The sequence below is a fragment of the Idiomarina fontislapidosi genome (assembly GCF_003226255.1).
GTDB classification, from domain to species: Bacteria; Pseudomonadota; Gammaproteobacteria; order Enterobacterales; family Alteromonadaceae; genus Idiomarina; species Idiomarina fontislapidosi.
Map to the genome: position 1 here is coordinate 60,470 of NZ_QJST01000009.1, position 14,903 is coordinate 75,372.

Below are 14,903 nucleotides of genomic sequence, written 5' to 3' on the forward strand. Positions count from 1 at the left end.
AAAACTGCGGCGTTTTTTTATTTACTTCCAATCATTATTTGATTTGGTCAGCGTGATCGATAGCAAACGATGGTTTTTCTTTTGCTTGTTCAACTAAGAAGGTATCCATCCAGCGCATTAAGCGGATGCCATAGTCGAGTTGAGCCGCCATGTGGCGATTACCATGTCCTTCACCCGGATAAAATACGAGACGAACAGGAACGTTGCCGTGGGTTTTCAAGTAACGGTAGAGTTCCATCGATTGAGACGGGTGTACGCGCGTATCTTCCTTACCGTGCATAATTAAGATAGGCGTGCGTGCCTTTTCTGCATGATAGATTGGCGAACGCTCTAAGTACCACTGCCACTTATCCCAAGGGTAACTGCGTGCGTGTACTGCATTCATCTCTTTTGCAATGTCAGTTGTGCCAAACTTAGATAAGTTGTTGCTGATACCGACAAACATGACGCTGGCTGCGAAATGTTCTGTTTGCGCGGTTGCGCCCCATGCGGAGGCATAGCCACCGTAAGAACCGCCGGTGATGCCGACACGCGATTCATCAACCAAGCCCATATCGACAAGGTGCTGTTTGCCATCAACGATATCGTCGAACTCTTTGCCGGCGTAGTCATTTTGGCTCAGTTTAGAAAACGCTACGCCACGACCGGTACTACCGCGATAATTCGGGAAAAACAGCGCGTAACCTTTTGCTGCTGCGTGTTTAACGGGTGATGAATAACCGTCTAACCAGCCATTTGAGTAATGTGATTCTGGGCCGCCGTGAATGACCATGATTAATGGGTACTGCTCACCTTCTTGGTAATCCGTTGGGTAAACCAAGACACCCTCAAGCTCCAAACCATCACGGGCTTTATAGGTGATCGTTTCCTGTTTCGGTAACGTTACTTCATCTAACCAAGGGTTCGACACCGTTAAACGATTCAAACCGCTAGAAGTGAACTCAAAAGCTTCATTAGGGTGAGCAGGGCGGTTACCGCGTAAAACAATTTTATCAACCCCTGCTGCGCCATCTAAACCTGTGAAGATAGCTTCGCCTGCATCGATCAAGTCGCGGTTCTCTAAAAACTGTAACGTCAATGCTTTAACTTCTGACTCAGTACCCCGATGACCTAACCAAACTAACTCCTGTTCAGTACGCCAGGTAAAGTCGCGGATGGCACCCTGATAGTCTGGTAACACACGACGAATAGTAGCGTCCTGAGTATTAAACACATTTAAGACACTGGCTGATGGGTCGTTATAGTCAGCCGCGCTGATTACTGCAACGTATTGACCATTGGGGGAAAAAGCCGCTTTACCGAGTTTACCCTCGGTAGGGATGCTTGCGACTGTACTGCCGTCTAACGCCATAATGTGATACTGGCTACTCATATAGTAGTCATCAATCAATGGCGTCGGGGCGGTGCGAACGAGGAGTTGCTCGTCACTCGGGCTCCACTGTGCTGAGATCACTTGAACGTCGTCGGCTGTTACCTGCTTTGCTTCCGCCTCGGCTTGGCTCAGGTCAACGTGATATAAATGACGGTAGGTCAGATCTTCTTCATAGACTTCGGCTTTGAAACCATATTCCGCGACTTTTTTAGCCTCTTTATCGCGGCTACCCGTCGATAAAAAGACCAGCGACTGACCGTCTGAGCTTAAGTCGTACGAGGTGATAGAACCATCAAACTCGTATACCGATTGAATACCGCCGCCCGCAAGAGGAATGCGATATAGCTCACTATACTCATCGCCATCGCGCTTTGCAGTAAAGTAAACGTATTCGCTGTTAGGACCAAACTCAACGTCAGAAAACGACTCGTCTTTGCTTAAGTAAACGGTTTCTTTACCCTGAGCGTTGCGAATCACCAACTCGGTTTTACCGCGATCATCTTTGTCTGCGTAAGGACGCGCAGGATAGTATTTGGTAATTGCAGTGAATTGGCCATTAGGTGACAGATTAACGTCAGCTACGGATTGTGTAGTAACGGTTTCCATGAGTGTCATTTCGCGTGCTTGGCCGGTTACGGCTAAGCCCAACAAACTGACAGCTCCGAGCGTTCTCGCTATCATGGTATACTCCATTTGAGGTTGTTTTAATTTATTCTACTTTAGCACGTCGAGTTGCTTCTGCACCGCGTGCAACGAGACGAACCTGTTGTATCGTTTGTTCAGCAATCTGTGCTCGTTGCGTGTCGTCGACATCAAAGCAATCGGCACCGGCACTGAATACAATTTTGACGATGGCATCTGACTGCAAATCGGCAAGCGGTGCACTAAAACCTTGTTCATCACGCAAATACTCAATGAGTTCAGCTTTAAAATGCTCAAGCTCCCTTTCAACCGCCTTACGGAACTCACGCGAACGTCCAGTGCGCTCTTGCAGCAGCAGTCGGAATATAGCCGTGTTGTCGGCGACGAACTGCATGAAGGTTTCGATAGACACACGAATGATTGAACCGCCTTTGTCGATGCGTTGGCGAGCTTGTCGAAGCAGTTGTCGCAGTGTTAAACCACATTCATCGACGAGGGTGAGCCCGAGTTCATCCATGTTACGAAAGTGACGATAGAACGAGGTCGGCGCAATACCTGCTTCGCGAGCGACTTCGCGAAGACTCAAGCTGGAGAAACCTATTTCTGCACTGAGCTGATTCATTGCAGCATTAATTAGAGCGCGTCTGGTTTTTTCTTTTTGTTGCGCTCTTACGCCGAGCGATGAGGATTTTGCCAAAATAGTATCCAAAACTGTGCTTCATATCTTATAAAGAATAATAACATAGCTTAAAAGACAATCATTGCTTGAGTTTTTTTATTAAAGAAGTAGAATTCAGCGTACAGGTGTTAGCTGATCTGCGATGATGATCGGCAACCACTTGGCGTGGTAAGAATTAACTAAATGTGAGTTACGAATGAATTCGATTAATGCAAAACCCCCAATCATCTGGTTAAACGTTTGGGTGTTCGCAATCACCTTCGCTATCGCAGCGATCGGTGTACCCGTTTATGCCTATGTATATGGTATTGATTCCAGTCTTTGGTGGGCAATGATAGGAACCGCCTGTTTTGCGGGTATTTCTATTACCGCCGGTTACCACCGTTTATGGTCCCACAAAGCGTATAAAGCACATCCAATTGTGCGTTTCCTATTTGCAATCGGCGGAGCCGTTGCACTGCAAAACAGCGTGCTGCACTGGGCGAGTGATCACCGTGTGCACCATACCCATGTCGATGATAACGACAAAGACCCGTATTCAGCGAAACGTGGTTTTTGGTACTCGCACATTGGTTGGATGCTCCGTGAGTATCAGGCGAGTCGTTACAGCGACTATAACAATGTCAAAGATCTGCAAGACGATCCCATTGTTATGTGGCAGCATAAGCACTACTTGTTGCTTACGTTACTTACCAACTTCGGATGGCCATTGCTGTTTGGTTGGTTAGTCGGTGATATTTTAGGTGGTCTATTGGTGGTCGGCGTGTTGCGCTTAGTGCTGAACCACCACACAACGTTTTTTATCAACTCGCTCGCCCACATCTGGGGTTCGCAGCCTTATACCGATAAAAACACAGCGCGCGACAATGGTGTGTTAGCTTTTTTAACCTTTGGCGAAGGCTATCATAATTATCACCATATTTTTTCAGCCGATTACCGAAATGGCATCCGTTGGTATCAATTTGATCCAACCAAGTGGCTAATTCGTGGTCTGTCGTACATTGGATTAACGCGTGACTTAAAACGCACGTCGGGCTACCAAATCGAGCGCGCTAAGCTGACGATGCAGTTAACTCGTGTGTCGAGAAAGGCTAAGTCGGCGCCGCAAGTGCTGATTGATAGTGCTCATGAACACTATCAACAAATGGCGACATGCTTACGTGAGTACTATCAGACCCGGAAAAAGCTGTTAGATGCCAAAGCAAAACAGTTGAAAGAGCAAGTGCATTTTGAAGGTTTGCAGGAACGTATCGACGAGCTCAAAGAAAACCTTGAGGAACAACAGCGGCATTGGCAGTCGTTGCTGTCGGAGATTAAACGTTACGCTTGAATCTGCGTAAAAAATCAACAATAATGAGCACAGACTTGAATAAATCGAGGAGTGCTCATGGATATCAGTAATGCACTGGCAGCGGGTGTGCAGGGCATGCAACGGGCAAGCCAGCAAGTAACCGAGGCAAGCGCAGAGCTCGCCAACCCGCAACAAAGCAATGCGCGTTGGCAGCAAGCACAGACCGAGTCAGTCAATGGCTCGGAAACCGCAAGCGAAACCTTGAATAGTGTACCCGCCAACACGGCCACCGATTCATTAGTTTCTTTGGCGCAGGGTGAGCAAACGTTTGAAGCGAATACTCGTAGCGTCGAAACGGCTGATGAGGTGTTGGGTACGCTGATCGACACAAAGGTGTGATTATCTTTGAACATCACGCCTGCACTGCCTCCTTACCCCACGATTACACCACCTGCTAGTGAACAATTAGCAGGTGATAATCGTCTGCGACCTGCGGTCAGACAACCAAGCTCGGCAGAAGGCGAGCAGACTCCTCAATCTAAACAGTCAAATAGCGACGATAAAGCACCGAAATCCGAAGATCGGGAAGCGAAGCAGCCTAATTCTGAAGAAGCTAAAGAGCTGCAGAGGCTAAAACAACGTGATAGAGAAGTGCGGTTGCATGAACAAGCGCATGCGGCAGTGGGTGGTCGCTACGCGAGTGCGCCAAGTTATGAATATGAGCGTGGCAGTGATGGCAAGTCATATGCTGTTGGCGGTGAAGTCCAGATTGATGTGAGTGAAGTGGAGGGCGACCCTCAGGCTACCATCGAGAAGATGACCATCGTGAAACGAGCTGCTTTAGCGCCTGCCGAACCCTCGGGTGCCGATCGAGCCATCGCTTCAGAGGCTAATCAAAAAGCATCCGCCGCCCGAGCTGAGCTCGCTCAACAGAACATGAATCCCTCACGAGTTGAACAAACACAGGGCGACCCTGCTCGAAGCGAAGGGTCAAATCAGGCGAGTCGGAGCCCTGAAACGTCGAGCGCGAATGTTGTAGGTCAACGTTATAGTAAAGCGGTAAGCCCGAGTGCTGACCCGGGCTTTAGGGCGTTTGCTTAATCCTTTTTCGCTTTGGCAAACGCATCAGCGAATGCACTACCCATTGCCGAAGATGCATTATCGACAGGTTTTTTCTTAGCTTTAGCGGGCGCTGGTTTACTGTTACCGCTTGGCTTTTTGGCCGGTGCCGCGTCATCGTTCTTACGCATGCTGAGGCCGATACGTTTTCTATCAATATCAACTTCAACAACACGCACCTTAACGATATCGCCCGCCTTGACCACTTCGCGCGGATCGCTAACGAAGGTGTCTGCCAGAGCGGATATATGCACGAGACCGTCTTGATGCACACCAATATCAACAAAGGCGCCAAAGTTAGCGACGTTGGTTACAACGCCTTCAAGCATCATACCGGGCTCCAAATCCGCAACCTTTTCTACGCCTTCTTTAAACTGTGCAGTTTTAAACTCGGGGCGCGGGTCACGACCAGGCTTTTCAAGTTCACGTGCGATATCACGGAGCGTTGGTAAACCGACGGTTTCAGTTACGAAAGCGTTTAAATCCAACTTATCGATAGCAGATTTATTGCCTATTAACTCATTCAAGGCAATTCCCGCCTTATCGGCCATTGCCTCGACAATATGATATGACTCAGGGTGAACGGCAGACGCATCAAGTGGATGTTGACCTTCGTTGATACGCAAGAAGCCGGCACTCTGCTCATAAGCTTTAGGACCCATACGCGGTACATCCATTAACGTTTTACGTGCTGAAAATGCGCCATGCGTATCGCGATAATCGACAATATTTTTTGCAAGCGTTTTAGATAAGCCCGCGACGCGTTGAAGTAACGCGGCTGAAGCGCGGTTCACATCAACACCAACGGCGTTAACGCAGTCTTCCACCACGGCATCAAGGCTTTGTGCCAGTTGCGCCTGACTTACGTCGTGTTGATACTGACCCACACCAATTGACTTAGGTTCAATTTTGACAAGCTCAGCCAATGGATCTTGTAGACGACGCGCGATTGAAACAGCACCGCGCAACGCAACATCCATTTGAGGAAATTCTTGTGCGGCTAACTCTGATGCCGAGTAAACCGAAGCGCCGGCTTCGTTAACCATCACTTTGGTCGCCTTAACGTCCGCATTTGCTTTGAGCATTTCGGCAACGAGGCTGTCGGTTTCACGCGAGTGGGTGCCGTTACCGATACTGATTAATTCAACCTTGTGTTGTTTGCACAGGCCCGCCAAGGTTCGCATCGCCTTATCTTTTTGGTTTTGCGGCTGGAACGGGAACACCGTGTTGGTGCCGAGTACCTTACCTGTTTCGTCAATGACCGCAACTTTGACACCTGTACGTACGCCTGGGTCGAGACCCATTGTGCGTTTGGCGCCGGCGGGCGCCGCCATTAATAGGTCCGCCAAGTTATTTGCGAACACTTGTATCGCTGCGGTTTCAGCTTGTTCACGTACACGCGCCATGAGTTCTGTTTCTAAGTGGAGCGATAGTTTAACTTTCCAAGTCCACTGCACAACCTGAGAGCGCCAGGCGTCGGCGGGACGTCGTTGATCGGTAAAGCCAACAAAGTCAGCAATCATTTGCTCGACTTCGGCGTCCTTTTGCGCTTCGAGTGCTGGCGCCGGATCCAGTGAGAGTTGCAGAACGCCCTCATTACGTCCTCGAAAGAGGGCAAGCGCGCGATGTGATGGAATGCGGTTGAAGGCTTCAGCGAATTCAAAATAGTCACGGAATTTGCTGCCCTCGGTCTCCTTGCCTTTAACGACTTGCGCACGTAAATGAGCATGTGTCCACAAGTGGTTTCTTAATTGTTTGAGTAACTCCGCTTGTTCCGCGAAGCGCTCCATTAAAATAGCGCGTGCGCCGTCAAGAGCATCTTTCGGCTCGGTCACTTTATGTTCGGTATTGAGGTAGTCGGCTGCGACATCCTCAGGCGTTAAGTCTGGATTTTGCCATAGCGCATCAGCTAGCGGCTCGAGACCCGCCTCAATAGCGATCTGGCCTTTTGTACGACGTTTGGGTTTGTAAGGTAAGTAAAGATCTTCGAGTTCAGTTTTCGTATCGGCTTTATTAATCTTGGCCGCGAGTTCATCACTCAGTTTTCCTTGCTCCTCGATAGACCGTAAAATAACACCGCGGCGTTCTTCAAGCTCTGTAAGGTAGTTCAGTCGTTGATGCGCTTGCCGCAATTGGGTGTCATCAAGACCGCCCGTTAGTTCTTTACGGTAACGGGCAATAAACGGAATGGTTGCACCTTCACCCAGTAGTTTAATAACGGCTGTTATTTGCTTCTCTTGTACACTGAGTTCTTGCGCGATTTGCTGACTAATTCGTTCCATAGGGTGCTCTACTTCTAAATCCAACGCGCCTTTATTGTTCGGTCTCTGCGTCACCGCGATCCGTTTCGCTAAAGGCGTGGTACTGTATTTTATTAATGAACCAACATTGCTCTCCTTTCGGAGTCACAACGCTAACTTCATCATCGACATGTTTCTTTAAAAGTGCTCTTGCCATCGGCGCATCGATAGAGACGACGTCTTTAGAGTCGTAAATCTCATCGGGTCCAACAATCTGAAAACGACGAATTGTACCGTGCTCGTCCTCTATCTCAACAAATGCGCCAAAAAATACTTGGCCATCTTGTTGAGGAGAATAATCAACCACCTTGAGCTGGTCGAGTCGCTTACTCAAATAGCGAATGCGACTGTCGATTCGACGTAATTTTTGCTTATTGTATTTATAATCAGCATTCTCACTACGGTCGCCGAGGCTGGCTGCCCAAGATACTTTATCTACGGTTTCGCGCCGTTCAACGCGCCATAGATGATTCAGTTCTTGCTGCAACTTCTCAAAGCCACTGCGAGTGATAAGATTCGTTTTCATAATGCTTTAATGAATGTTATATATAGATTAATAAGTATGCACGATTGCAACATAAGCGTGATTTTTCTCCATCAATAGTGATGCTAAGCAAAGGTATCTGTCACTTGCGCATAATACTTACGTTTTTAATTGGCCTCAGTTTATACGTTCCCGCCAGCGATGTCTTTGCTGATTCCGTAAAGCATCTGAAAGTTGGGGTGTATAGCAACCCGCCTAAGTTGATGTTGTCGGACCAAGGTGAACTATCAGGTATTTTGGGGGACCTATTAGTTCAAATTAGTGAACAGGAGGGATGGCAATTACAGCCCGTGCCTTGTGAGTTCGCTGAGTGCTTAGATTTATTGCGACAAGGTGAAATTGATATTTTGCCCGATGTGGCGATGACACAGGTACGAGCGGAGTTTTTATCCGTTCACACAGAACCCGCATTACTGAGCTGGTCAAAAATCTATGCCCGTAGAGACAGTAAAATTCGCGATATTTTTGATTTAGAGAATAAGCGCATCGCAGTGGTTGATGGCTCTGTTCAACAAAGTTACTTAATCGATATTGCGACCGGTTTTGACACACCGCTGTTGTTAGTACCTGTACCGAGCTTCGAAGACGGCTTTAAACGGCTATTAGATGAAAAAGTCGATGCGGTCGCGAGCAATCAGTTTTTCGGTGATAACTTCTTGGTTGGAAAGCCACTCGAAAGTACGCCGATTGTATTCATGCCGACCGAGCTTTACTACGGGGTGGCAAAGGGTACCCATAAGGACGTATTAAAAGCCATTGATGTTGCACTAAAGTCATTAAAAGCGAATAGCAACTCGGTCTATTTCGAGGTTCTAGAGCGCTACATGCCGGTGAATAACACCATTAGATTACCGAAATGGATATGGTACGTGATGAGTGCGTTGGTGCTATTGACCATCGGATTTGTCGTATTTAATCGCATGTTGACTCGCCGTGTCGCCGAAAAAACACATCAATTAGAAGTGAGCGAAAAGCGTCTAGAAGTCATCCTCAACAGCGTTGATGCGTGCATTTTTATAAAGGATTGCGACCTGAACTATCAATACGCAAATCAACGTTGTGCTGACTTATTACGTTTACCCGTAGAGCAAATCACGGGTTATAACGATCAGGAACTTTTTTCACAGCCTATGGCTGCCTTCCTTAACGAAAAAGATCGCTATGTGCTGAGCACGGGTAAACGTCTTGCCTATCAAGAACAGCACACTGATGCTGAAACAGGTGAGGAGAGACTCTTTTGGTCAGTCAAGGTGCCTCTTACCGCGCCGGACGGAAGATTAATTGGTATTTGTGGTATTGCTACGGATGTTTCTGAATACGAAGCACTCAAGTCAGAAGTTCAGAAATTAGCGAACTTTGACCCACTGACTAACCTTGGGAATCGGCGCACACTGATTGATAGATTGGCAGAACGATACGGTGAAAAAGCCTTTGGCTCATCCGATTGGCTGATGTTCATCGATATTGACCAGTTCAAAACCTTGAATGATCGATACGGTCACGACGTGGGTGATCAGCTTCTCTCACAGGTGGGCGAGCGCATAAAATCGCACTGTAAAGATGATGAGTTTGTAGGTCGCCTCGGTGCAGATGAATTTTATTGTTTAAGCCAAGTAAGCTTTCAAACGGCAAGCTCTAGTGATTTAAAAGAGTGGTTAAACCAACTGATGGTCAAGCTTGAAAAGCCGTTTTTGATTGCAGGTGAACAGCTGTCAGTCTCCTTTAGTGTAGGGGTGGTGAGTTTGTTTGATTGTAAAGATTACATTGAAGCGATGAAAGCAGCCGATCTTTCAGTTCAACAAGCAAAAGTGGCGGGTGGTCGTTGTATCCGCTTTTTTAATGAACAGATGCAAGAAGAGTTTAACCACCGGCAAGTACTGCTCGACGCGCTTAAGTCTGCTATTTCAATGAATCAGTTGAGTCTCGCTTATCAGCCACAATTTTGCACAGACGCGACTAGTGAGACAAAACGTATTGGCTTTGAAGCTCTGTTGCGCTGGGTTGATGAAGAAAAGGGTTACATATCGCCTGGTGATTTCATTCCACTTGCGGAGTCTAATGGTTTAATGCCCAAGTTGAATCGGTTCGTGATGGAACAAGTTATGAACGATATTGATGCATTGTCTGAGTGTTTTTCAGATGATAATTGGGTGGTAGCGATTAACGTCAGTGCGAGTCAAATCAAAGCGGATGACTTTTTGCGTGATCTTAAACAACGCGTGGAAGCAGAACCTCGTCTGGCTCAGCACCTTGAGTTGGAGATTACCGAAAGCGTGCTGATCGATGATATCGATGCGGTTGCAAAGCTGATGAGAGAAGTGTCATCGATGGGGATTCAGTTTGCCCTGGACGATTTTGGTACTGGCTATTCGTCGCTGATTTATCTTAAGTTGCTGCCGTTCCGACGATTAAAAATCGATCAAGGGTTTGTAAGGGATTTACTGAACGACCGCAGTGATGAAGCGATTGTAAAAACCGTCATTGCCTTAGCGAATGGTTTAGGTCTTGAAACGATCGCAGAGGGTGTAGAAACAGAAGAACAGCAGCACCGTTTAGTTAAATTAGGCTGTTATCAATTACAGGGGTTTTATTTAGGTCGTCCTGAACCGCTGGCGCACTGGCAAAAACACTGATATTATCATTATATATAAAAACATATTGTAAGAGGTTAGAATGAAAACCCTAGGTTTCCTCTTTGTTGTATTGGTACTGTCGTTAAGTGTAAGCAGCTACGCTCAGGACGTTGTTAAAGTCACCGTAGAGCAACAGCCCGAGTGGTTAACCTTAAATGGCGTGGTGGAAGCCACTCAACGCTCAACGGTGTCTGCTCAAACGACAGGCACGGTGGTCGAACTTCCTTTTGATGTAGATGACACGGTACCGCAAGGGGCGTTGATAGTCGGTTTGGATAACTCTGAGCAAGCGTCGCGTGTTGAACAACGCCAGGCTGAAGTGGCGAGTGCCGAGGCATCTCTAGTGCAAACCCAGAAGCAGTATCAGCGTGTTCAACAACTGTTTGAACAAAATGCAGCATCAAGCTCTGAACGGGATCAAGCAGAAGCTGCGTATAATCGCGCACGTTCGGCCGTCAAACAAGCCCGCGCAGCGTTAGAAGAAGCGCAGAAACAATTATCGTATACCCGTGTAACAGCGCCTTACGCAGGTATTGTCACTGACCGCTGGGTTGAACTTGGCGAGTCGGTTCAACCCGGACAGCGTCTCATCACGGGCCTGTCACTCGAGCAATTGCGGGTGGTTGCCGACGTTCCACAGCAATTTAACGCGCGCGCACGTGATTTTGCCACGGCGAACATTCAACTGGATAGCGGAACGTCGCTACCGGCAACGGAGCTTACCTTCTTTCCTTATGCCCAGCAGCCGAGTCATAGCTTCAAGTTACGCATGACAGTGCCGTCAGACGGCTTACGTTTATTACCAGGTTCGGCGGTTGATGTTCAGCTCAAAATAGGTGATGTGTCGGTTATCCAGATACCCCGTTCCGCACTGCGGATCGATGGCGAATTGCGAGCCGTTTATGTTGTTGATGACAATGACACACCGCAACTGAGACAGGTGTATACAGGTCGCGTAACGCCCGATCAGGTTGAGATATTAGCGGGTCTCAAGCCCGGGGAGATTGTGCTTAAAGACTGGAGTCATAAAGACGATGAGTAAGCCGGAATCATTGGGTCCGTCTGGTCATATTGCGCGGATTTTTCAGCATTCTCAATTAACGCCGTTGATTGTTTTGTTGGCGCTCGTCTTAGGTGTGATTGCAGTGTGGGTGACGCCCAAAGAAGAAGAGCCTCAAATTGATGTCACCATGGCGGATGTAATGGTGGCGTTTCCAGGGGCGAGTCGACAACAAGTCGAGAGTCTGATAACGGTGCCGGGCGAGCAAGTACTCAGCGAAATGTCTGATGTTGAGCATGTCTATTCGGTCGCCCAACCTGGTTTAGGTATTATAACGGTGCAATTTGAAGTGGGGCTGGCGCGGCAACAGGCGCTTGTCCGACTTTATAACAAAGTGCAGTCCAACGCGGACTGGTTTCCTGCGCAATTGGGTATCGCTTCGCCCATTGTTAAGCCGAAAGGCATCGATGATGTGCCGATTATGACGTTGACCTTGCGCGGTAAGGACTCGGTTAATAACGCACAATCACTCACGTCAGTAGCCCATCGTTTGGAAACTGCGCTCAAGCAAATCCCAGGCACACGAGATATTCGCACGCTAGGTAGTGTGCCGCGGTCCATTAATCTCACGATTAAACCCAGCGCCTTGGCGCGTTACGGCTTATCCGTAGCTGCACTTCAACAGGCACTAACGCAGAGTAATTGGGTGAGCACGGAGCAACGCGTTGTGAGCGACGGGCAGTCTATTCCTTTGCAAGTGGGTACGCCGCTGAGCTCGATAGACGATTTACGTCGTGTCGTTGTGGCGGTCTACGACAATGCGCCGGTGTATTTACAGGATGTCGTCGAGCTGAGTTATGCCGACGTGCAAGTGAACCATTCGGTGCTTAGTTCAGGTGACCAGTCTGATGCACCCGCGGTGACCATCAGCATTGCGAAAAAGCCAGGCGAGAATGCCATTGATGTGGCGGAGTCGGTGAAGCGAAAACTAGAAACCTGGCAGAACCAGTTGATACCTGCTGATGTTGAGGTGCAAGTCACGCGTAACTACGGTCAAACCGCCGCCGAAAAATCCACTAAATTAATCACCGATCTTATTTCGGCGACAGTCTCGGTTATCATTTTGGTACTACTGACCATGGGCTGGCGACAATCACTGATCGTGGGTGTCGTCGTGTTGGTCACTTTACTGTTTACATTGGTATTTAGTTGGGCTTGGGGATTTACACTGAACCGTGTCTCGCTGTTCGCACTTATTTTCTCTATCGGCATTTTAGTCGATGACGGAATTGTGATTACCGAAAATATTCATCGCCGCTTATCGTTATCAAACCGACCCGCTAAATCGCTGATTCCACAAGCCGTAGACGAAGTGGGATCGCCAACCATTATGGCGACACTGACCATTATTGCGGCATTACTACCGATGGCGTTTGTCACGGGGCTTATGGGTCCTTATATGAGTCCGATTCCAATTAATGCGTCTGCGGGCATGGTTTTCTCTCAGCTGATGGCATTTATTGTCGCGCCATGGTTAGCGTTACGACTGCTTAAGCGAGAGCCACATGCGTCGCCCACTTCTGAGCAAGAAGATGGTGCTCCAGCGCGTGTGATGGCTGTATTTAATCGAGTATTAGGTGCCTTTATTGGTGCCCAATACCGCACGCGCCGGATGCTACTCGGACTTGGCATAGTTGCCGTATTGTTGGGCAGCTTATGGTTACCCGCTAATCAGGCGGTGATTCTAAAAATGTTGCCGTTCGATAATAAGTCGGAATTGCAGATCGTCTTGGATATGCCTGAGTCGACGTCGGTACTCGAAACCCAGCGAGTCCTCGGCGAGATGACCGATTATTTAAACCGTGTTGATGAGGTTGAGGGGTGGCAGCGGTATGCAGGCACCGCCAGTCCGATCAATTTTAATGGCTTGGTAAGGCAATACTATTTACGAAGCGCGCCTTACCAAGGCGACATTCAAGTTCAACTGAAACATAAGTCAGCGCGTGAGCGTGATTCGCATACCATCGCTCGAGCGATTCGGGCGCCATTAACTGACATCGCAGCACGCAACGGGGGTCGAGTCAAAGTGGTTGAGGTACCACCTGGACCGCCCGTGTTTGCGCCTATCGTCGCCGAGATTTATGGCGGCACGCTTGCGGCGCAGGCCGCTTTGGCGCAAAAGCTCAAACAACTTATGAGTGAAGAGCCAGGTCTTGTTGATGTCGACAGCTCGGTTGTCGCCGCCACACCCAAGTGGCAGCTCAATATCGATCGGGTTGCGGCGGCGAAGGCGGGTGTTACCCAGGCGGATGCTGTCCAAGCCATTAATACGCTCAGTGGGGGATCGCCTTTCGGTTATTTAAACGACCCCCATGCCAAGTACGCTGTGCCAATTTGGTTGCAACTACCGGCAGAAATGAAGGCAAGCCAAAATGATTGGCTGAGCCTCCCGATATTAAGTAATAACGGCACTTCGATACCCTTGAGTCATTTCGCGCAGTTTGAACAACACCAGTGGCAGGGGAGTGTTTATCACAAAGATCTGCGCCCGGTGACTTATGTACAGGCGAATATGGCAGGCGACATGGATTCGCCCATTTACGGTATGCTTGCGCTGGTGGACAAGATTGCAGCGATGCCAGATGCGCCACAGCAATACTTCATTAACGAGCCAAGTGCTGAGGACCCGGTCGCGATTAAGTGGGAGGGAGAGTGGCAAATCACCTACGAGACCTTCCGCGATATGGGTATTGCCTACAGTGTCGGCATTTTTATGATTTTTGTTTTGCTTGTAGCTCAATTTCGTTCGTATCTCATGCCGCTCATCATTATGTCGCCTATCCCGCTTACGTTAGTGGGTATTTTGCCGGGTCATTGGTTGTTAGATAAGGAATTCACCGCAACCTCGATGATTGGCATGATCGCGCTAGCTGGCATTATCGTGCGTAACTCGATACTGATTGTGGTGTTCATTCGTCAACGTATTGCTCGTGGCATGGCGCTCGAGCAGGCGGTGATATTAGCCGGTGCGGTGCGCTTAAAGCCGATAGCGTTAACAGCCGTATCAGCCATGGTCGGCGCTTACTTTATTCTAAGCGACCCTATCTTTAATGGGCTCGCCATCTCATTGATTTTTGGATTGGCGGTATCGACGCTACTGACGCTACTGGTGGTTCCATTACTTTATTATGCGTTATTTCCATGGCTTGCAGATAGTCGCTCGTTAGCTCAAGATTGACACATTTGTTAACACACGCGGGCTTCATATGTTTTGGATCTCGCGCTATCTTAACAGCATAGGAAAAAGCTAAGTCAGGGAACAT

The 14,903-nt window shown here is 48.4% G+C and carries 10 protein-coding genes; 6 read left to right on the forward strand and 4 right to left on the reverse strand.

The genetic code is table 11. The features are described 5' to 3' along the window. Positions 1 to 34 precede the first annotated feature (34 nt). Positions 35 to 2,053, reverse strand: a complete 2,019-nt coding sequence (locus DFP83_RS09960; protein WP_110575295.1) for a S9 family peptidase — start codon at positions 2,051 to 2,053, stop codon at positions 35 to 37. Between the two features lie 28 nt (positions 2,054 to 2,081). Continuing rightward, positions 2,082 to 2,711, reverse strand: coding sequence for an HTH-type transcriptional repressor FabR (fabR, locus tag DFP83_RS09965; RefSeq protein ID WP_275540965.1), 630 nt, complete (start codon positions 2,709 to 2,711; stop codon positions 2,082 to 2,084). A 178-nt stretch (positions 2,712 to 2,889) separates the two neighbouring features. On the opposite strand from fabR, the gene DFP83_RS09970 reads away from it, so the two are divergent. From DFP83_RS09970 to DFP83_RS09980, 3 genes are read left to right on the forward strand one after another with little or no spacing between them, the layout of a single operon-like run. Further along, a complete protein-coding gene (locus tag DFP83_RS09970) occupies positions 2,890 to 4,023 on the forward strand; it encodes a fatty acid desaturase (RefSeq protein WP_110575299.1) in 1,134 nt (377 codons plus the stop codon). Between the two features lie 57 nt (positions 4,024 to 4,080). Next, positions 4,081 to 4,383, forward strand: coding sequence for a hypothetical protein (locus DFP83_RS09975; protein WP_110575301.1), 303 nt, complete (start codon positions 4,081 to 4,083; stop codon positions 4,381 to 4,383). A gap of 6 nt (positions 4,384 to 4,389) precedes the next feature. Then, a complete protein-coding gene (locus DFP83_RS09980; RefSeq protein ID WP_110575303.1) occupies positions 4,390 to 5,085 on the forward strand; it encodes a putative metalloprotease CJM1_0395 family protein in 696 nt (231 codons plus the stop codon). Here DFP83_RS09980 and DFP83_RS09985 read toward each other — a convergent pair. Next, a complete protein-coding gene (locus DFP83_RS09985) occupies positions 5,082 to 7,385 on the reverse strand; it encodes a Tex family protein (RefSeq protein WP_110575305.1) in 2,304 nt (767 codons plus the stop codon). The genes DFP83_RS09980 and DFP83_RS09985 overlap by 4 nt on opposite strands. 31 nt (positions 7,386 to 7,416) lie before the next feature. After that, a complete protein-coding gene (greB, locus tag DFP83_RS09990; protein WP_110575307.1) occupies positions 7,417 to 7,929 on the reverse strand; it encodes a transcription elongation factor GreB in 513 nt (170 codons plus the stop codon). Positions 7,930 to 8,033: 104 nt separating this feature from the next. Here greB and DFP83_RS09995 point away from each other — a divergent pair, with 104 nt between their 5' ends. From DFP83_RS09995 to DFP83_RS10005, 3 genes are read left to right on the forward strand one after another with little or no spacing between them, the layout of a single operon-like run. Beyond that, the gene (locus tag DFP83_RS09995) at positions 8,034 to 10,580 is read left to right on the forward strand and encodes an EAL domain-containing protein (protein ID WP_181416403.1); all 2,547 of its coding nucleotides are present in this window, start codon (positions 8,034 to 8,036) and stop codon (positions 10,578 to 10,580) included. A 40-nt stretch (positions 10,581 to 10,620) separates the two neighbouring features. Next, positions 10,621 to 11,622 carry an efflux RND transporter periplasmic adaptor subunit gene (locus DFP83_RS10000; RefSeq protein WP_110575311.1) on the forward strand — a complete coding sequence of 334 codons (1,002 nt, stop codon included), beginning with the start codon at positions 10,621 to 10,623 and terminating at the stop codon, positions 11,620 to 11,622. Then, a complete protein-coding gene (locus DFP83_RS10005) occupies positions 11,615 to 14,818 on the forward strand; it encodes an efflux RND transporter permease subunit (RefSeq protein WP_110575313.1) in 3,204 nt (1,067 codons plus the stop codon). Before DFP83_RS10000 ends, DFP83_RS10005 begins: the two co-directional genes overlap by 8 nt. Positions 14,819 to 14,903: the final 85 nt, after the last annotated feature.

What these genes read in the sequence shown, in the direction of transcription:
- DFP83_RS10005 (WP_110575313.1), top strand. Translation starts at nt 11,615, where the DNA reads ATGAGTAAGCCGGAATCATTGGGTCCGTCTGGTCATATTGCGCGGATT.
- DFP83_RS09975 (WP_110575301.1), top strand. Translation starts at nt 4,081, where the DNA reads ATGGATATCAGTAATGCACTGGCAGCGGGTGTGCAGGGCATGCAACGG.
- greB (WP_110575307.1), bottom strand. Translation starts at nt 7,929, where the DNA reads ATGAAAACGAATCTTATCACTCGCAGTGGCTTTGAGAAGTTGCAGCAA.
- DFP83_RS10000 (WP_110575311.1), top strand. Translation starts at nt 10,621, where the DNA reads ATGAAAACCCTAGGTTTCCTCTTTGTTGTATTGGTACTGTCGTTAAGT.
- DFP83_RS09960 (WP_110575295.1), bottom strand. Translation starts at nt 2,053, where the DNA reads ATGATAGCGAGAACGCTCGGAGCTGTCAGTTTGTTGGGCTTAGCCGTA.
- DFP83_RS09970 (WP_110575299.1), top strand. Translation starts at nt 2,890, where the DNA reads ATGAATTCGATTAATGCAAAACCCCCAATCATCTGGTTAAACGTTTGG.
- DFP83_RS09985 (WP_110575305.1), bottom strand. Translation starts at nt 7,385, where the DNA reads ATGGAACGAATTAGTCAGCAAATCGCGCAAGAACTCAGTGTACAAGAG.